Below are 17,955 nucleotides of genomic sequence, written 5' to 3'. Positions count from 1 at the left end.
TCCTTCCGTGGCGTGCCGTTCAGCCTGGGTATGAGGCCGGCCGCCTGTCTGATTTTTTGCGATTATGTATACATGGCCGTGCCGCAGGTATAGGTGCTTACCCTGAACGTCGTTTGATTTACAGCAGAGGTACTAAGGGAATCCCGGATGCGGGACCGAGACGAGTCGCCGTATGTATTCTTCATGTATACAATTCGGCCATGGATACGCTATCTCAACACGTCACGGACACGCTTCGGGACTGGGTGCTGCACGGCAAATTCAGCCCCGGCGCGCGACTGGAAGAAATCCCGCTAGCCGAAAAGCTGGGGGTGTCGCGCACGCCGGTGCGCGCGGCGCTCGCCACGCTGGGCAACGAAGGCCTGCTCGAACACTTGCCCAAGCGCGGCTATACGGTGCGGGCATACGACATCGGGGAGATCGTGGCGGCGTATGAGGTGCGGGCCGCCCTGGAAGGTCTGGCGTGCCGGCAGGCGGCGCAGCGCGGGCTGTCAAACGATGCGGTGGCGGTGCTGAAGAACTGCCTGGACGAGGGCGACCGGATTCTTGCCAAGGGCGAACTGTTGCCCGAAGACCACTTGCCGTATCAGCAGGTCAACATCACCTTGCACAACGGCATTCTGGAGGCGGCGGGCAATCCTTGGGTCAGGAGGTTCGCGACGCAGGCGCAGGCGATTCCCTACGCGTCGGATCGGATCATCCTGTGGGAAGACCATGGGATCATCCTGCGCTCGCACGATGACCACCATCGGATCGTGAGCGCCATCATCGCCCGCGATGGGGCGCGGGCCGAGGACCTGATGCGCGAGCATGTGTACTACGCCGGCATCATCCTGAAAAACAACTACGAAAGGCTTGCCCAGGCGTACCGGGTCTGAACGATCCGGAGCGCCTGGCGCAGGCAGCTGGCGCGGGCCGCTGGCCCACGCGCCTTATTCCGTAATACCCGTCTCCAGGCAGGGCTTGAACTCCCCGGTGTCCGGATCGCGCAGGAACAGGACGCCGGTGGCCACGCCGAAGTACGCGCCGTGCAGTTCCAGTTCGCCCTTTTCGACGCGGCGGCGGATGGACGGGAACGTCATCAGGTTGTTCAGGCTGTGCGCGACAGTGGCCAGCTCCAGGCGCTTCAGGTTGGCCTGGCGGTCGCCGGTATCCGGCGACATGCCCTTGGCCACGGGCTCGATCTGCGACATCCACTTGCCGATGAAATCGCTCTTGCTGAGCGGCGTGGCGTCGTCGAAGAAGAAGCGGATGCCGCCGCAGGAGGCGTGGCCCAGCACGACGATGTGCTTGACGTTCAGGCCGTTGACCGCGAACTCGATCGCGGCGCTGGTGCCGTGGTACGACGATTCCGAGTCCGGGTCACAGGGCGGCACAAGGTTCGCCACGTTGCGCACGACGAACATCTCGCCGGGGCCGGCGTCGAAGATCGCTTCGGGCGACACGCGCGAGTCGCAGCATCCGATGATCAGGATTTCCGGGCTTTGGCCGATCTCGGCCAGCTTTTGATAGCGGCTGCTTTCAGTCTGGAAGCGGCCGTCCAGGAAAGATTGATAGCCTTCGGAGAGTCTTTTGGGAAACATGATCTTCACTTCCTAGTATCGAGGCCAGGCTTGCTGGCGCGCCGGCATACGCAATAAGGGGCTTCGTTTGGAAGCCCCTGTTATCGAGTCGGCAGACGCGATTTTCCCATAACTGGCCTGATAGCCACCTGTCTAAACCCTGATCGCATAAGGGTTTTTGGCGGCGGGCCGAACGGTGGACTGGCCTAGCGCGCAGCGACGTCCAGCGCGTTCACCCGGGCGAATTCCAGCGGCGTGATCGCCTTGACCACTTTAATCTGGCCGGGCGCGAACGGGCCCACGACATCTTCGCTGACCCTGCCGATCTCGCGGTTCTGCGCGTCGTACAGGACGTAAGTCAGCAGGACGCTGTTGACGTTGCGCTCCGACTGGTTGGCGAGAAAGCCGGTAATGGTGGAGACGTTGCGGGTGCTGTCGCGCACGGCCTGGACGTTGCCCAGGGTGATGCCGTAGGCAAGGCTTTGCGCGGCAGCGGCGCCGGACAGGCCGGCCAGCACGACGAGCGCGGCAAGGACGAGTTTTTTCATGGTTGTCTCCTGATACGGCCCGCAGCGGCGACGGTAGTACGGCATCTCGGCGGGGATCAGGCGTATCTCACTCCTTTCTGCCACGAGAGACAACGGGCCAGAAGGATGAATGGGTAACAGGTTGCGGCGGATGTTGCCAATGCTGGGGCTTTGTTCGATGATTGCCAAGCCGGCGCCTTGGCCGGCGGACCGTGCCGCCCGCGTCGCGCGTGCCACTGCGCGAGGGGCGCTCAAGGGAGGAACTCATGCTTTCCCGTACCAGCCAGCTGGCTTCGGCCATCCTGTTGTCCGCATGTTTTGCCGGCGCGCAGGCGCAGACCCCCGCCGCTCCCTCAACCGCCAAGACGCCCACGCCGCAGCAGCAGCGCATGTCGGACTGCAACAAGGCCGCCGAAGGCAAGAAGGGCGACGACCGCAAGACGTTCATGAGCAGTTGCCTGAAGGGCGAGGAGCCGGCCAAGCAACTGACGCCGCAGCAGCAGAAGATGAAGGACTGCAACGCGAAGGCCGCGGAACAGAAACTGGCCGGCGACGCGCGCAAGACGTTCATGAGCACGTGCTTGAAGGGGTGAACAACCGGCAAGTAAAAACGCCAGACGATGTCTGGCGTTTTTTTTTGGACCGCTGACCGATGCTGTTGGGTGTCAGACACCCAAGATGCTCAGGTGCAGCTTCAAGGCCGTCTTGTACGGGTGCCAGACACCGGCGCTCCGCGCCTCACGCCGTCGCAATCGGCGTGACCGGCGATCCGATTGCATGCGGCAGGCGCAGCGGCGGCGCAGTCAGCATGAAGTGGTGGCGGCCATTGGCAAACAGGAACTCCGCCAGGTCCTTCAAATACCAAAGCTCCGCCAGCGGCAGCCCCAGCTTGAACAGGCAGTGATGATGCAGCGGCAGCATCGGGCGCGCGCCGGACTTTTCGCGGGCGGGGTAGGCCTCGACCGCGTAGTTGTCGGCGCAGATGGCGGCGATGCCGCTATCGGTGATCCATTGCAGCAGCGCGTCGTCGGTGCCGTCCAGCGCGGCGCCGTAGGTGTGCAGCACCTCGGGGTCGGGCGTGCCGTTCATCGCGACCACGGCTTCGGCGTAGCCGGTGCGCAGCACCAGCATGTCGCCGCGCTCAATCGTGATGCCATCCGTTGCCAGCACGTGCATCAATTCGGCGTGGCCGATCAGCGTGCGGCCCGGGCCGTAATGGCGGAACAGGTCGACCAGCACGCCGCGGCCCTGCATGCCTTTCTGCGCCAGGTTTTCAACGCCCAGCTTCAGCGCGGCAGACGGGCCGCCGCTGTTGCAACCGCAGCCGGTGTGATCGCCATCGTTGGGGCCCACAACGTCCACGCCCGCCTGAAAGCCGTTGTAGTAGCGCAGCTCGGGTGTGCCGTCGCCATCGGCATCGAACAATGCGCCCACGTGCGCCAGCGCGTCCCACTGCGTCGAGTACTGCATGGACAGCAGCACCTGGTCGTCGCTCAACACGTCGAGCGCTTCAGGGTTGACGTTTTTCAACGGGAAGTTCAGGTACGGGGTGTCCTTGAGCTTCGTGGGGCTCAATTGCGGCGGGTGGCGCCGCGGGTTGAGCACGTTGCCGCCGGGCAGGTCCAGCGGCAGGGACAGGCAGAAGGTCTTGCCGGCGCGGATCTCGCGTGCGCCCTTCAGGACCTGTTCTTCGGTGATGAGATTCAGGCGGCCGAGTTGGTCGTCGGGCCCGAAGTCGCCCCAGTTGGAGCCTTCGGGCCGATGCTTCCAGCGTTGCATGCGGCTTACTCCGTCAGGAAGTCGACGACCGCGCGGGTGAAGGCTTCCGGTTGCTCCCAGTTCGAGATGTGGGAGGTGTTCAATTCCACGTAGCGCGCGCCGGGAATGGCAGCCGCGAGTTCCTGGCCTTGCGCGGGCGTGGCGGCCAGGTCGTGCGTGCTGCTGATGACCAGCGTGGGGGCGGTGATGGACGACACCTGCTCGCGGAAGTCGGCGTCGCGCAGCGCGGCGCAGTTGCCCGAGTAGCCGGCGTCCGGCGTGCGGCGCAGCATGTCGATCAGCACCTGCGTCAGGCCCGGCTCGGCGGCGCGATAGCCGTCGGTCAGCCAGCGTTCGACCAGCGTGGGTGCCATCTTTTCAAGCGTCTGCTCGGCCACGGCGGCGATGCGCGTGCTCCAGCCTTCGGCCGAGCCGATGCGCGCGGCGGTGTTGCACAGGACCAGCTTGCCGACGAGTTCGGGGCGCGCCAGCGCCAGCCACAGGCCGGTCGGGCCGCCCATCGACAGGCCGCAGAAGTGTGCGCGCTTGATATCCAGGTGGGCCAGCAGTTCGGCGACGTCGTTGCCCAGCTGCTCGAAGCTGTATTCGCCTTCGGGGACCGACGACTTGCCGTGGCCGCGGGTGTCGTAGCGCAGCACGCGGAAGTGGCGGGTCAGTTCAGGGATCTGGCGGGCCCACATGTCGGCGTTGGTGCCCAGCGAATTGGAGAGCACGAGCACCGGCGCGTCGGCGGGGCCATCGATGACGTAGAACAGCCGTGCCTGGCTGAGATCGGCGTAAGCCATGTGGAATTCCTTTGGGGGAGGCGGCGGCCGCGCAAGCAGGCGGCCGCGCGGGTATTACAGGTGGCAGACGCCGTCGACGTAGGCTTTGCGCCAGCGGGTGATGGTTACGCGGTCGAACAGGTCGGCCTGCGCAAACGGATCGGCGTCGATGAACTGCTGCGCGGCTTCGCGCGTGTCGACGTCGACGATGTACAGCCCGCCGCCCGCATCCTTGCCGTCATCCTGCAGCTTGGCGCCGCACGCCAGCAGCAGCTGCTTGTTGGCGTCCAGGTATTCCAGGTGCTTGGCGCGGTGCTGCTGGCGCATTTCCTGGTGATTGGGCTTGTCGAAGGTTTCGATGATGTAGGGCATGCGAGGCTCCTGTCAGATCGCCGAGGGATGGCGCGCGAGCGCGGTGACTTCGATATCCATGTACGGGAAAAGCGGCAGCGACGACAGCAGCGTGTGCAGCTCGTCGTTGTTTTCGACGTCGAAGATGCTGACGTTGGCGTAGCGGCCGACGACGCGCCACAGGCTCTTCCACTTGCCGTCGCGCTGCAGCTGCTGCGCCAGGGCCTTTTCGTCAGCCTTCAGTTTGTCCGCGCGTTCGGCGGGCATGTCGACGGGCAGATTGACCTGCATTTGAACCATGAACAACATGATGGACTCTCCATGATGCCGCCCCGGCGCGCGGGGCGGTGTAGCGGCAATTAAGGGAATTCAGTTCGAAAATTTAAGCGGCAGGCCGGTCAGGCGCAGCAGCTCATCGGCGGTCATGTCGCCAAAGATGTCGGTGACGGTCACGCCATCCTTGTTGATGTCGAACACCGCAACATCCGTGTACACGCGCGACACGCAGCGCACGCCGGTCAGCGGATACGTGCAGGCCTCGACCAGCTTGCTCTGGCCTTCGCGGGTCTGCAGTTCCATCATCACGAAGACGTCCTTGGCTCCGATCGCCAGGTCCATCGCGCCGCCGACGGCGGGGATGGCGTCGGGCGCGCCGGTGTGCCAGTTGGCCAGGTCGCCATGCTGCGAGACCTGGAAGGCGCCCAGCACGCAAATGTCCAGATGGCCGCCTCGCATCATCGCGAACGAATCGGCGTGATGGAAGAACGAGCAGCCGGGCAGTTCGGTGACGGGCTGCTTGCCGGCGTTGATGAGGTCGTAGTCTTCCTCGCCTTTGGCAGGCGCGGGGCCCATGCCCAGCATGCCGTTTTCGGTGTGCAGGATGACTTCGCGGCCGGCGGGCAGGTGGTTGGCGACGAGCGTGGGCAGGCCGATGCCCAGGTTGACGTAGGCGCCTTCAGGAATGTCCTGCGCGACGCGGGCGGCGATCTGGTCGCGGGTCAGTTTGGTGCTCATTGCTGCTCCTTGGCGGCCTGCTGGCCTGCGATCTGCACGACGCGCTTGACGAAGATGCCGGGGGTGACGACGGTTTCGGGGTCGAGCTCGCCCAGTTCGACGATCTCGCGGACCTGGGCCACGGCCACGCGCGCGGCGCTGGCCATGATGGGACCGAAGTTGCGGGCGGTCTTGCGGTAGACCAGGTTGCCCCAGCGGTCGCCGCGCTCGGCCTTGATCAGCGCGTAGTCGGCGTGCAGCGGATACTCCAGCACGTACTGGCGGCCGTTGATCTCGCGGGTTTCCTTGCCATCGGCCAGCGGGGTGCCGTAGCCGGTGGGCGTGAAGAACGCCCCGATGCCGGCGCCGGCGGCGCGGATGCGCTCGGCCAGATTGCCTTGGGGCACCAGTTCCAGTTCCAGCTTGCCGCTGCGGTACAGGCCGTCAAAGATCTGCGAGTCCGCCTGGCGCGGGAACGAGCAGATGATCTTGCGCACGCGGTTGGCGCCCAAGAGGGCGGCGAGCCCCGTGGTGCCGTTGCCGGCGTTGTTGTTGATGATGACCAGGTCCTTGGCGCCCTGTTCAAGCAGGGCGTCGATCAGTTCCATGGGCTGCCCGGCGGTGCCGAAGCCGCCGATCATGACGGTGGCGCCATCGGGGACGTCCGCCAGGGCGGCGGCAGCGCTTGCAACAGTCTTAGAGATCATGATGTTCGCTCATAGGTGGCGTGTCATAATTTGTTCTTCTTTCGAACTTTCGTTCTTCTGAAGAACATCGTTTCATGGGGAATGCGAAGGCGTCAAGGCAAGCCCGCACGCCGCACTCTCCATCGTTCGGAGTCGCCCGCAAGGGGCAACGCAGGCTCGCCGCGGCGGGCCTTTTACTCGTGGAACCAGACGGATGGCCGAGCAAGACCCCCAGCAACCCAGCGACAGTTACGTGCAGTCCTTCGCGCGCGGCCTGTCGGTGATCCGGGCCTTCGGCCCCGACCGTTCGCAGATGACGCTGTCCGAGGTGGCCGCGGTGACGGGGTTGACCCGCGCCGGCGCGCGCCGAATCCTGCTGACGCTGGAACACCTGGGCTACGTCACGGCCGACGACCGCAAGTTCTCGCTGACCCCGCGCATCCTGGAACTGGGCTACGCGTATCTGTCGGGCACGCCGCTGTGGAACCTGGCGCTGCCCTACATGGAAGAAGTGGCCGAGCTGACGCGCGAGTCCTGCTCCGTGTCGGTGCTGGAAGGCGCCGACATCGTGTACATCCTGCGCCTGTCGACGCATAAGGTGATGACGATCAATCTGGCCGTGGGCAGCCGCTTGCCGGCATGGGTAACGTCGATGGGCCGCGTGCTGCTGGCGGGCCTGCCGGAAGCCGAGCTGGACCGGGTGCTGGCGATGAGCCAGATCCAGACCTACACAGCGGAAACCGTCACCGACGTCGCCGAACTGAAGCGCGTGCTGGCCGGCGTGCGTGCCGACGGCTATGCCTGCGTGGCGCAGGAGCTGGAACCCGGCCTGCAATCCGTGGCCGTGCCCATCATCGACCGCAGCGGCCGCGTGATCGCCGCGATGAACGTCAGCGGTCACGCCAACCGGTTTTCGCGCGAGGCGATGCTGGAAGCGTTTTTGCCGCCGCTGCGCCGCGCCGCCGACCAGATCAACCACGCGCTGCTGCGCCGCTAGGCCAAGCCTGCGGGCGGCAGAGGGATTGGTCCGGACGGACATGGCGGCCGCGCTCAGATGGGCGCGACGCCGAGCGTCGTGCCGCCGCAGACATACAGCATCTGGCCGGTGACAAACCCGTTGTCGGGCGACAGAAAGAACATCGCGGCGCGCGCGACGTCTTCGGGCGTGCCCAGGCGCTTGACGACGATGCTGTTGATGATGCGCTCGGTTTGCGGGGCGCCGGCCGGATTGCTCTTGGTGAAGAGGTCGGTGGCGATGGGGCCCGGGCCGATGGCGTTGACGGTGATGCCGTCGCCGCCCAGTTCCATGGCCAGCGTGCGCGTCAGGCCCACAAGCCCGGCCTTGGTGGCCGAATAGACCACGCGATCCGGCTTGCCCAGCGCGGCGCGCGACGACATGTTGACGATGCGGCCGAAGCCGGCTTCGCGCATGGCGGGCAGCGCGGCCTGCACCAGAATGAGCGCGGTGCGCAGGTGCAGATTGACGACGTAGTCCAAGTCCGCCAGCGTGGCGGTGTCGGCCGTGCCGGGCCGTGTGGCGCCGGCGTTGTTGACGAGACCGACGATGTTGAACGCGCTGGTGACTTCGCGCGCGACTTCCTGCGTGCGCGCTTCATCGGTCAGATCGGCCTGATACGAGACCAGACCCGCCGGCGGATTCTCGGGCAGCTTGTAGTCGATGTTGACGACCTTGTGGCCGGCATCGAGCAGCATGCGGATGATGGCGGCGCCGATCCCGGCGCTGCCGCCGGTGACGAGATATGCGGTGGGTTTGGTCATATCAATTCCCGTTCGTTTCAAAAAACACAGCTCTGACAATAGCCCTCGTCCCGCCCCAGATCGGGGACACCGCCAGATCCGGCTCCGCCGGTCTGCAGGTGTCGCCCCCTGGGGGGCGCGCGCTAGCGCGTACGGGGGGGCTCAATGCGTCAGGTAGCCCCAGGCGAGGACGGCGGTGATGTGGATCACGCCGACCCACAGCATCATGATGACGGTATAGCCCATCACGTCGCGCAGCTTGAGCTTGGACAGGGCCAGCGCCGGCAGGATCCAGAAGGGCTGCACCAGATCGTTCCAGGCGTTGCCCAGCATGACGGCCATGGTCGTTTGGTTGAGCGCGCTGCCGATTTCCTTGGCGGCGTCGATCATGAACGGACCCTGGATGACCCAGTGGCCGCCGGCGGACGGCGCGAAGAAGTTGATGACGAACGAGCTGATCAAACCCCAGAACGGCAGCGTTTCGGGCGTGGCGACGTCGACGAAGACCGCGGAGATCGTGGTGACCAGACCCGAGGCGGCCATGATGGCCATGATGCCGGCATAGAACGGGTACTGCAGGATGATCCCGGAGATGGTCTTGATGCCTTCGGTCAGCTTGGCGACGTAGGCGGCGGGCGTGCCGAGCAGGATGATGCCCAGGAACAGGATGATGAAGTTGATGAGGTTCAGGTCGAGCGAGCCGCCGTCCATGAAGTGAAAGACGACGTAGGCCACGCCGAGCGCGCCGATCAGCAGGCTGAGCAGGCGGCTGTTGTTGAGCTTCGAGGCGATGGTGCCCTTCTCGAGCATGTCTTCGGCGGCGTTGGACGCGTTGGCGTCGCGGTCGATGTTGGGGTCGACTTCGAGGATGGCCTCACCCTTCTTGGGGTGCAGCCAGGCGTTGAGCAGCGGCAGGGTGATGATGATGACCAGGCTGGTGAGCAGCATGGGCACGGAGAAGATGGTTTCCGACAGGGGAATCGTGCCCATCTGCGCGGCGGTGGGATGGCCGGGCGTGGCGACGAGGACGGGGATGCTGGCGGACAGGCCCAGACCGTACATGGTGAAGCCGCTGTAGGCCGCGGCGATGATCAGGGGGTAGTGAACACCCTTGACCTTCAATGCCAGTTTTTTGGCGACGATGCCGCCGATGACAAGACCAAAGCCCCAGTTCAGGTAGCTGCCGACGCCGCCGACGAGGGTGGCGGCGATGATGGCGGTGTGCGGCTTGTGGACGTGGCTGACGATGCGGTTGAGCAGGCGGTCGGTGAGCGGTGCGGTGGCCAGCACGTAGCCCATTGCCAGGATGACGGCCATCTGGGTGGTGAAGGCCAAGAGGCTCCAGAAGCCTTTGCCCCAGGCGCGGGTGATGTCGCCGATGCCCTGGCCTTCGATGCCTATGGCCAGCAGCACGGTGAGCAAGGTGAGCGCGATCGCAAAGACAAAGGGATCGGGCAGATACTTGCGCATCAGCTCGGTAAAGAATGAAGCCAATTTATTCATGGTGCCTCTAACAACTCCGTAAGGCGGTTCTCTGATGTCCGGCGGCGCGGGTCATCGGGTGACGATGCGGGCGTGCCGGACGATTGCTTTTCTTTGTGTGGGTGGGCTCGTGGCCCGATGGCGCGGTCGGTCATGGCCGCCGCGCCTTTTTGTGGATGCTTGAGAACGGACTCAGGAGCCGCTGGCTTTGCCGTTCAACCAGGTGGCCAGTTCGCCGAGGGCGGCGCTTTTCTCGCGCAGGACGCGCTCGCGGCGTTCGGGGCTCCAGGTGTAGAAGCCCTGGCCGCTTTTGGCGCCGATGTGGCCGCTGTCGACTTTGCTTTTGAGCAGGTCGGAGGGTTCGGTGCGGTTTTCGAGATCTTTGTACAGGTAGCTGGCGATGGCGTAGTGAACGTCAATGCCGTTCATGTCGCGCTGTTCGAGGGGGCCGGACAGGGCGAGGCGGATGCCCAGGCTCCATTTGACGACTTCGTCAATATCCTCTGCGCTGGCGACGCCTTTCTCCAACAGGGAGATGGCTTCGCGGGCGAGGGCGTGCTGGATGCGGTTGGCGATGAAGCCGGGGATGTCTTGACGCACAAGAACGGGGCGCTTGCCGCCGAAGCGCAGGGTGGCCATGACTTTGGCGACGGTGTCTTCGGAGGTGTCGTCGTTGCGGACGACTTCGACGAGGGGGATGACGTCGGCGGGGGTGAAGAAGTGGGTGCCGACAAAGCGGTCGCGGCGCTGGACGGCGCTGGCGATGGCGTTAATCGACAAGCCGGAGGTGTTGGTGGCGAAGAGGGTGTGCGCGGGGCACAGGGTGTCGAGCTTGGCGAAGATGCCGCGCTTGAGATCGAGGTTTTCGGGGACGGCTTCGATGACGAGGTCGCTGGCGGCGGCGGCTTCGAGGCCTGGTTCGAGGCGGATGCGCTGGATGGCTTGCTGGACTTCGCCGGGGGCGTAGACGTTTAGCTGGCGTTCGATGGTCTTCAACGCGCGCTCGAGTGCGCCTTCGACGGGGTCAATCAACACGACGTCGAGTCCCTTCGAGGCGAACAGCGCGGCAATGCCGCTGCCCATGGCGCCTGCGCCGATGACGGCGAGATTCTTGAGGGGAGTGTCCATGATGGCTCGCTTGGTGCTTGCGGCTGCTGCTTGCAGGCGGACACGCGGGGACCAGGGGTGATGCTGTCTCGTCCGGGGTGCCTTTCTGTGCGCGGCTTGGCCAGAAAAATCTTTTTGTTCTATATACGAACATTTGTGCGTGTATAGAATTTCTGTGGAGGATAGTACTAAAAGTTGCTGGGGGTGGACAAATGGGGGATTCGCGGTGTTCGGTGGGTGGACGGTGGGTGCGCCTGAGTGTTTCGCGGGCTGCGGGCTGCGGGCTGCGGGCTGCTGGCTTGCGGTGGGCGGGGTTCTTTTGACGCCCGGCACGTCGTCGGCCTGGGGCGCGCGGGGCTCCGGCGGTTTCAGCTTGGCGGGCGTTGGGGAGGGTGGGGTTCTTGAGGTTCTTGCCTGTGTCGTGCGGGTTTGAAGCATCTTGCGATGCCCGCCCCGCGACGGTCGCGCGGGCGGCCTGGCGGGGCTTACGCGGTGTCTTGCGTCGGTGTGATGACGCTTCGCGCTTGCGGGGGATGAATCAGCGCATGTGGCTGCGAAGCGCGGCTTAAGTCTTTCTATGGGTGGTGGGGGGCTGGCTCAGCCTGCGGCAGGCTTTCGTCGTCGTCCGCGCGATGGCAGACCACGCATAGTTTGTTGCCGTCGGGGTCGCGGAAGTAAGCACCGTAGTAATGCGCGTGATACTCGGGCCGCAGGCTTGGCGGGCCCTCGCAGGTGCCGCCGTTCTTCAGCGCGCGTGCATGCGCCTGGCGTACCGCCTCTCTGGTGTTGGCCATGAAGGCGACCATCTGACCGTTGCCCGGTTCATGGGGCTGGCCGTTGTGCGGCCTGCTGATGGCGAAGTAGGGGCGTTGCTGGCCGGCGCTTTGCCAACCCGCCCATGGCCGGTCTCGTTCGCAGAAGCGAGCTTCGACGCCCAGAATCTCGAACAGGGCGTCGTAAAAGCTCAGAGCGCGGTCGAAGTCGGTGATGCCGACGAAGATGTGCGAGAACATTTTTTGCTCCTTGGCCTGCCGCCTATCCCGAATTCCGCAGCCCCGCAGCGATCCCGTTGATCGTCAGGTGGATCGCGCGTTGCACGCGCTTGTCGACCTCTGCGTTGGGATTTTTCTGCACCGCGCGATGTCGCCGGATGAGGTCAACCTGCAGGTAATTCAGCGGGTCGATATAAGCGAAGCGTTCGCGCAGGGCGATCTGCAGCGTGGGGTTGTCGGCCAGCAGTTCGCGTTGCGTCAGCAGTTTGAGCATGGCGAGCGTGCGGCCGTGTTCGGCGCTGATGGCGCCGAAGATGCGTTCGCGCAGGGCGCGTTGGGGGACGAGTTGGGCGTAGCGGGCGGCGATCGCCAGATCGGATTTGGCCAGGACCATTTCCATGTTGGAGAGCAAGGTGCGGAAGGCGGGCCAGTCGCGGGCCATTTCGCGCAGTTGTGCAAGGCGGCCGCGGCGCGAGCGGGGGGCGTCGGGGGCGCCGGTTTCGAGATAGGCCTCGATGGCGGAGCCCATGCCGTACCAACCGGTGAGCATGAGGCGGCATTGGGCCCAGGAGAAGCCCCACGGGATGGCGCGCAGGTCTTCGATGCGCTGGCCTTTCTTGCGGGAGGCGGGGCGGGAGCCGATGTTCAGGCCGGCGATTTCGCTGATGGGGGTGGCGACGAAGAAGTAGTCGGCGAAGCCGGGGGTGTCGTAGACGAGGCCGCGGTAAGTGCTTTGCGCGGTGTCGGACATGAAGGACATGGCGGGGCCGTGGTGGGCCATGTGGGCGTCTTCGGCGCTGGTAGCTTCGGCGCGGGGGGCCAGGCTGGATTCGAGGGTGGCGGCGATGAGGAGTTCAAGGTGCCAGCGGCCGACTTCGGCGTCCTTGTATTTGCTCTGGATGACTTCGCCCTGTTCGGTCAGGCGGATCTGGCCGGCGACGGTGCCAGGGGGCTGGGCCAGGATGGCGTCGAAGCTGGAGCCGCCGCCGCGTCCGACGGAGCCGCCGCGGCCGTGAAAGAGGCGCAGGCGGACGTTGCGGGCGGAGAAGACGTCGACGAGTGCGCGTTCGGCCTGGTAGAGCGACCAGTTGGACGTGAGGAAGCCGCCGTCCTTGTTGCTGTCGGAGTAACCCAGCATGACTTCCTGGGCGCCGTTTTGCGCAAGTTTTACGCGCTGGCGGATCTCGGGCAGGTCGAGCCAGGCGGCCATGATGTCGGCGCCGCGCTGCAAGTCGGGGATGGTTTCGAAGAGGGGGACGACCATGAGGCCGTCTTCGGGGGGGATGTCTTGCCCGGCGGGGGCGATGAGGCCGGCCTCTTTCTGCAGGACCATGACTTCGAGCAGGTCGCTGAGGGTTTCGGTGTGCGAGACGATGGTCTGGCGCACGGCCTGTTTGCCGTAGCGGGCGCGGCCGGCGGCGGCGGCGCGCAGGACGGCGAGTTCACGGGTGGTGTCTTCGGAGTAGGCGATCCAGGGGGAGGCCAGGGGGCGTGCCTGCGCGAGTTCAGTGCGCAGGAGGTCGACGCGTTCTTCTTCGGACAGCGCGAGGTAATCGAGGGGTTTGCCGTTGTGGGTGACGCCGGCGCGCGAGAAGAGTTCGGCGAGCGCGGCTTCGTGGACGTCGGAGCTTTGGCGCAGGTCGACGGTGGCGAGGTGAAAGCCGAAGACCTCGAGGGCCTGCTGCAGGCCGGACAGGCGCAGCTTGGCCAGCGGGGCGCCGTGATGGGCGCCGAGTGACGCGGCGATGATGGCGAGGTCGGCGGCAAGCTCTTGGGGCGCGTCGTAGGCGGGGGCGGCGACGGTGCTGCGGCGGGCGAGGTTCTGGCCGGTGAGCCGCAGCGCGGTGTTGGCCAGGCGGGCGTAGATGCCGACGAGGGCGCGCCGGTAGGGTTCGTCGCGGCGGTGCGGGGAGTCGTCGCCGCTACGCTCGGCGAGCGCGAGCAGTTCGGGGTCGGCGGCGATGAGCAGGGTGGTGATGGAGAGTTCGGCGCCGAGGGCGTGGACTTCCTGGAGGTAGTGTTCGAAGAGGACGGTGGCCTGGCGCAGCAGGGCGCGCTCGAGCGTGGTGGCGTCGACGTTCGGATTGCCGTCGCGGTCGCCGCCGATCCAGCTGCCCATGCGCAGGAAGGGTTCCAGCGGCGGGGGCGGTGCGGCGAAGGGCTTGGCGGATTCGCGGTTGAGCAGCTTGGAGAGGTCGCCGTAGAGGCGCGGGATGACCTGCAGGAAGGTGCTGCGGTAGTAGGAGAGCGCGTTCTCGATTTCGTCGGCGACGGTCAGGCGCGTGTAGCGCAACATGCGGGTCTGCCACAGGGTGGCGACGCGGCCGAGCAGGGCGGTGTCGAGTTCGGCGAGCTCGTCGGGGGTCAACTGGGCTTCGCGTTGGGCGAGGGCGGTGGAGATTTCGCGGTGGACGTCGAGGGTGCTTTTGCGCTGGACTTCGGTGGGGTGCGCAGTGAGGACGGGCATGACGCAGGCCTCGGCCAGCAGGCGGCGGATGCGCGCAACGCTGACGCCTTGTCCGCCAAGGATCTGAATGGCTTCGCGCAGGCTGCCGCGGGCGGGCGTGCCGTCGGTGAGCGCGCGGGCGCGCTGGCGGCGGTTCTGGTCGCGGTCTTCGGCGATGTTGGCCAGATGCAGAAAGTAGCTGAAGGCGCGGGCGACGGAGTTGGGGTCGCTACCTTGCAGGCGCTTGACGCGTTGTTCGAGCAGTTTGCTGTCGGCGTCGTCGCCTTCGCGGCGGAATTTGACGGCGGTGCGGCGCAGGGTCTCGATGGTGTCGAAGACGCGCTTGCCTTCGCATTCTTCGATGACCTCCCCTAACAACCGGCCCAACAGCCGGATATCGTGACGCAAGGGTTCTGCGGAATCGGACTGCGTGCGCTTGGCATTCATCGTGCGGGGATCCGTCTGACGGCGGTTGGAAGGGGATTGAGTCGAAGCGGGCGTTGCGGGCAAACCTTGAAAATGATCGGTCGATTTTACGCAGCGTTCCTTACGGGGGAGGCGGTTTGCTCGGTTAAAGTGCGGGGTATCCCTTCGTTATTCCAGAAGCCCCCTTTATGCAAAATCATCAACGTCGCGCGCTCGTGCTGTTTTCGGGCGGGCAGGATTCCACCACTTGTCTCGCCTGGGCGCTGGAACGCTATGCGCACGTGGAGACGGTGGCGTTCGATTACGGACAGCGCCATCACATCGAACTGTCGGCGCGGCTGAATGTGCTGCGCGAGATCCGGGCCAATTTTCCGGACTGGGCGGCGCGGTTGGGCGAGGACCATCTGCTGGACCTGAAGGTGCTCGGTCAGGTGGGCGATACGGCGATGACCAGCGACCGGGCGATCGAGATGCAGGCGAATGGTTTGCCGAATACGTTTGTGCCGGGACGCAATCTGCTGTTCCTGACGCTGGCGGCGGCGCTGGGGTATCGGCGTCAGTTGGACGTGCTGGTGGGTGGAATGTGCGAGACGGATTTTTCCGGGTATCCGGATTGCCGGGATGACACGATCAAGGCGCAGCAGGTAGCGCTGGGGTTGGGACTCGGGTCACGGGTGACGATCGAGACGCCGTTGATGTGGATCGATAAGTCGGAGACCTGGGGGTTGGCTTATGCGCTGGGGGGGGATGCGTTGGTGGAGACGATCGTCGAGGAAAGCCATACGTGTTATCTCGGGGAGCGGGGGGCTCGGCATGATTGGGGCTATGGGTGCGGGGAGTGCCCGGCTTGCAAGCTGAGGAAGATCGGGTGGGAGAAGTGGGTGGTGGCTTCGGCGGCTGAGGGGTGAGCTGCCGGTTATTTTCTGGTGCCTGGAACAGACGCAGGAACCGCAGCAGTCGGCTGGCGAACGGCCGCTTCGGGGAAACGGATCGAATTTCCGGCCTCGCCCGCCTTCATGGTGCGGTTCGGGATTCCAGATCCATATCCGCAGGCCATTGAACTCTTGGGGCTAGACGCAAAGCGATGTTGTACGGGGCGACGTCGTTGGCATCACGCGGTTCGGCGTGATCGGGGTCGAGGCCTTCGATGCCGTTCTGCATGTAGGCGCACACGTAGGCCCAGAAATTGGAGGTGTTAGCAGCGTCAGTATTTAAGTGGAAGCGTGTTACGACTTTGTTAGTACCGGGTTCCACAACTGCGATGGAGACGCCTTCCTTGATGATGAGACCTCCGCCTGGCGTCGCGCCTCGGACTTTCCATTTCTCCGCGCGCAGATTGTCCCAGTCATAGCTGGCGGTGGTCACGTATGCGCGCTCGAAGGGATTCCACCATACAGAATGGAAGTCATAGACGTATACCTTGCGGCGTAGTCGATTGAATCGAAGCGGAAGATCGCGGGGCGGGGAGACTTCGGCACGATAGATAACCCACACTGTCCAGGCACAGATGGCAATTGACATTACAAAAAGCAGAAGAATGCCGACTCCAAGCAGGCCCACCCTCGCCGATGCCACCCCGTGGATAGTATTTGCGACCAGGTCTGAATGCTCAAGGAAGGACCATGGGATAAGCAGTGAAAGGAAGAAGGGAACACCGCGAATACTCGACGTATTCCGAGCAAATTCAACATACGTCTCGTCCATATGATTCGGAGCCTTCCAGAGCAGCAAGGGAGGTTCACTGAGAGGGTCATTGGGGGCAGGCAAATCGCGTTGCCAGCCGACGCAGGGGGGGATCAGCTGAGGTCTTGCCATCAGAGCTCTTCCGTGATTTCGATGGCGGCGAAGCCAGCGCTATCACTCATATCCGGCCAGAACGCCACGACCAACGTTGCCGATTTGATCTTGTTGAGGTGATCCAGCGAGTAGCGGCCGCTGAGGACTGGCCGAGAAGACGTTGGTTTCGTCTCCCCGTCCAGCGTGTAATCCGGCCTACTCAGGGCGGAAACCTGGATGGTGTCCCTGCCGTCGTTAAACTGCCCTGATGCCATGACGTGGGAAGTCAGAACAGGGATACGCTTACCGTCTTGCGCTAAACCAAAACGCTCAGTGGTGAGCGTAAATTGATAGCGTGATCGTTCGGCATCGAAGCCGGGTAGGGTTGCGCTGTAAACAAGCAGTTTGACATTCTCGGTTGCGCCGCCGTGTTTGAGAACCTCAATGTCTTCAACGTAGAGCTCATCATTTGATCTAGCCCGTCGTTCTTCGGAGAAACGGAGGTCAACATCCATACCGAGCACTGCGGCATTGAGTGCGGCGATGGCGACGTCCATGTCATTTGCATCGCGCCAGCGATCATTGCTTTTTGTTTGGCCGAAGTAGCATCGCCGCGCCCACTTTTCCAATGCGTCAGATTCGAGGCTCTTTGCTATTTGTAGTATCCCGTAGGCGAGGAGGCCTACAGCAATGCCCGCTCCCAACGCGCCGAACAGCGCGAGCAAGCCTGCTGCTCCCCCCGCAGTCAGAGCTGTCGCAGCCAGTGATAAAAAGGCGGAAACTATGTAGGTGCCGGCGGCACCCACATCACCTGCTTTGGATACGCGCATAGCCGCATTAAAACTCGCACCGGCATCCGCAATTCCCGCCAAAGCTGAAATGGCTCCACCAACCATCACCATCTTCGAGCCCAACCCCACCACACGAGTTAGCACAGGAGTTTTCTCCGCGCCCCATCGCAACATAAAGCCCCTGGCAGCGTCCGCCGGCACCTTTATCGCCAGCCCGGCCGCTTCCACACTCGCTCCCATGAAGCCCAGAGCTACGCTATAAAACGCTGCGACGGCCTCCGGATGCTGCGCTCCCACCTTCGCATCCAGGTCGGCAATCGCGCTTTTCAAACTGTCCCGTAGAAAGTGAAGCCCGATAAAAGATAAGCCGCCGTCCACGCTACCGACGGCCAGGCCCTTTAAGCTCGCAAAGGTGCTGCCGGCGACACGTCGAGCTCCCGCTGCGCCAACCTGCATTCCATTTAGCACCGCGGCCGCTGCGGGTTCCAGATTTTTCAGGCCGGCATTAACTTGAC

General features: G+C 64.3%; 19 protein-coding genes. 4 read left to right on the top strand and 15 right to left on the bottom strand.

What is annotated here, in order from left to right; all coding sequences use genetic code 11:
- The first annotated feature begins 200 nt into the window (after positions 1-200).
- Entirely contained in the window at positions 201-878 is a 678-nt protein-coding gene (locus B3098_RS18430) for a GntR family transcriptional regulator (RefSeq protein ID WP_105240957.1), read from the top strand.
- A 54-nt stretch (positions 879-932) separates the two neighbouring features.
- Here B3098_RS18430 and B3098_RS18425 read toward each other — a convergent pair whose 3' ends face one another.
- Positions 933-1,583, bottom strand: a complete 651-nt coding sequence (locus B3098_RS18425; protein ID WP_105241734.1) for a carbonic anhydrase — start codon at positions 1,581-1,583, stop codon at positions 933-935.
- A 185-nt stretch (positions 1,584-1,768) separates the two neighbouring features.
- The gene (locus tag B3098_RS18420) at positions 1,769-2,110 is read right to left on the bottom strand and encodes an FxLYD domain-containing protein (protein WP_175122163.1); all 342 of its coding nucleotides are present in this window, start codon (positions 2,108-2,110) and stop codon (positions 1,769-1,771) included.
- A gap of 245 nt (positions 2,111-2,355) precedes the next feature.
- On the opposite strand from B3098_RS18420, the gene B3098_RS18415 reads away from it, so the two are divergent.
- Positions 2,356-2,682 (top strand): PsiF family protein, encoded by a 327-nt coding sequence (locus B3098_RS18415; RefSeq protein ID WP_175139528.1) that lies wholly within the window; start codon positions 2,356-2,358, stop codon positions 2,680-2,682.
- 145 nt (positions 2,683-2,827) lie between these two features.
- Here the strand turns inward: B3098_RS18415 and B3098_RS18410 are convergent, their stop codons facing one another.
- The 6 genes from B3098_RS18410 to B3098_RS18385 are packed head-to-tail and all read right to left on the bottom strand — an operon-like array spanning position 2,828 to position 6,683.
- The gene (locus B3098_RS18410) at positions 2,828-3,868 is read right to left on the bottom strand and encodes a cyclase family protein (protein WP_286898257.1); all 1,041 of its coding nucleotides are present in this window, start codon (positions 3,866-3,868) and stop codon (positions 2,828-2,830) included.
- A gap of 5 nt (positions 3,869-3,873) precedes the next feature.
- Complete coding sequence (gene pcaD, locus B3098_RS18405; RefSeq protein ID WP_175122166.1) at positions 3,874-4,653, bottom strand: 3-oxoadipate enol-lactonase; 780 nt, start codon at positions 4,651-4,653, stop codon at positions 3,874-3,876.
- Between the two features lie 54 nt (positions 4,654-4,707).
- Positions 4,708-5,004, bottom strand: coding sequence for a YciI family protein (locus B3098_RS18400; protein WP_105240952.1), 297 nt, complete (start codon positions 5,002-5,004; stop codon positions 4,708-4,710).
- A 12-nt stretch (positions 5,005-5,016) separates the two neighbouring features.
- Positions 5,017-5,292, bottom strand: coding sequence for a muconolactone Delta-isomerase (gene catC / locus B3098_RS18395; RefSeq protein ID WP_056559790.1), 276 nt, complete (start codon positions 5,290-5,292; stop codon positions 5,017-5,019).
- A 60-nt stretch (positions 5,293-5,352) separates the two neighbouring features.
- Positions 5,353-5,997, bottom strand: a complete 645-nt coding sequence (locus B3098_RS18390; RefSeq protein ID WP_175122167.1) for a 3-oxoacid CoA-transferase subunit B — start codon at positions 5,995-5,997, stop codon at positions 5,353-5,355.
- Positions 5,994-6,683 (bottom strand): 3-oxoacid CoA-transferase subunit A, encoded by a 690-nt coding sequence (locus tag B3098_RS18385; protein WP_056559787.1) that lies wholly within the window; start codon positions 6,681-6,683, stop codon positions 5,994-5,996. Before B3098_RS18385 ends, B3098_RS18390 begins: the two co-directional genes overlap by 4 nt.
- 193 nt (positions 6,684-6,876) lie before the next feature.
- Here B3098_RS18385 and B3098_RS18380 point away from each other — a divergent pair, with 193 nt between their 5' ends.
- Positions 6,877-7,659 carry an IclR family transcriptional regulator gene (locus B3098_RS18380; protein ID WP_175122168.1) on the top strand — a complete coding sequence of 261 codons (783 nt, stop codon included), beginning with the start codon at positions 6,877-6,879 and terminating at the stop codon, positions 7,657-7,659.
- Between the two features lie 53 nt (positions 7,660-7,712).
- Here B3098_RS18380 and B3098_RS18375 read toward each other — a convergent pair whose 3' ends face one another.
- From B3098_RS18375 to ppc, 5 genes are all read right to left on the bottom strand, one after another.
- Positions 7,713-8,441: an SDR family NAD(P)-dependent oxidoreductase gene (locus tag B3098_RS18375; protein WP_056559783.1), complete on the bottom strand. Its 729-nt coding sequence runs from the start codon at positions 8,439-8,441 to the stop codon at positions 7,713-7,715.
- 141 nt (positions 8,442-8,582) lie between these two features.
- Positions 8,583-9,923, bottom strand: a complete 1,341-nt coding sequence (locus B3098_RS18370) for a short-chain fatty acid transporter (protein WP_286898249.1) — start codon at positions 9,921-9,923, stop codon at positions 8,583-8,585.
- A gap of 171 nt (positions 9,924-10,094) precedes the next feature.
- Complete coding sequence (locus B3098_RS18365) at positions 10,095-11,030, bottom strand: 3-hydroxyacyl-CoA dehydrogenase family protein (protein ID WP_279976128.1); 936 nt, start codon at positions 11,028-11,030, stop codon at positions 10,095-10,097.
- Positions 11,031-11,584: 554 nt separating this feature from the next.
- The gene (locus tag B3098_RS18360; protein ID WP_279973733.1) at positions 11,585-12,022 is read right to left on the bottom strand and encodes a VOC family protein; all 438 of its coding nucleotides are present in this window, start codon (positions 12,020-12,022) and stop codon (positions 11,585-11,587) included.
- Positions 12,023-12,044: 22 nt separating this feature from the next.
- The gene (gene ppc / locus B3098_RS18355) at positions 12,045-14,894 is read right to left on the bottom strand and encodes a phosphoenolpyruvate carboxylase (protein WP_286898246.1); all 2,850 of its coding nucleotides are present in this window, start codon (positions 14,892-14,894) and stop codon (positions 12,045-12,047) included.
- Positions 14,895-15,061: 167 nt separating this feature from the next.
- Between ppc and queC the strand changes: the two genes are divergently transcribed.
- Entirely contained in the window at positions 15,062-15,781 is a 720-nt protein-coding gene (gene queC / locus B3098_RS18350) for a 7-cyano-7-deazaguanine synthase QueC (RefSeq protein ID WP_286898243.1), read from the top strand.
- Between the two features lie 106 nt (positions 15,782-15,887).
- Here queC and B3098_RS18345 read toward each other — a convergent pair whose 3' ends face one another.
- The gene (locus tag B3098_RS18345) at positions 15,888-16,688 is read right to left on the bottom strand and encodes a DUF6708 domain-containing protein (RefSeq protein ID WP_286898240.1); all 801 of its coding nucleotides are present in this window, start codon (positions 16,686-16,688) and stop codon (positions 15,888-15,890) included.
- The coding region (locus tag B3098_RS18340) for a hypothetical protein (protein WP_286898237.1) at positions 16,688-17,955 on the bottom strand (1,268 nt) is incomplete at its 5' end. The genes B3098_RS18340 and B3098_RS18345, both read right to left, overlap by 1 nt.

The organism is Achromobacter sp. UBA2119 (assembly GCF_002331005.1).
GTDB lineage: Bacteria > Pseudomonadota > Gammaproteobacteria > Burkholderiales > Burkholderiaceae_B > Achromobacter > Achromobacter animicus.
The sequence above is the reverse complement of the archived record's forward strand: the minus strand, read 5'-3'. Positions and strand labels throughout refer to the sequence as shown.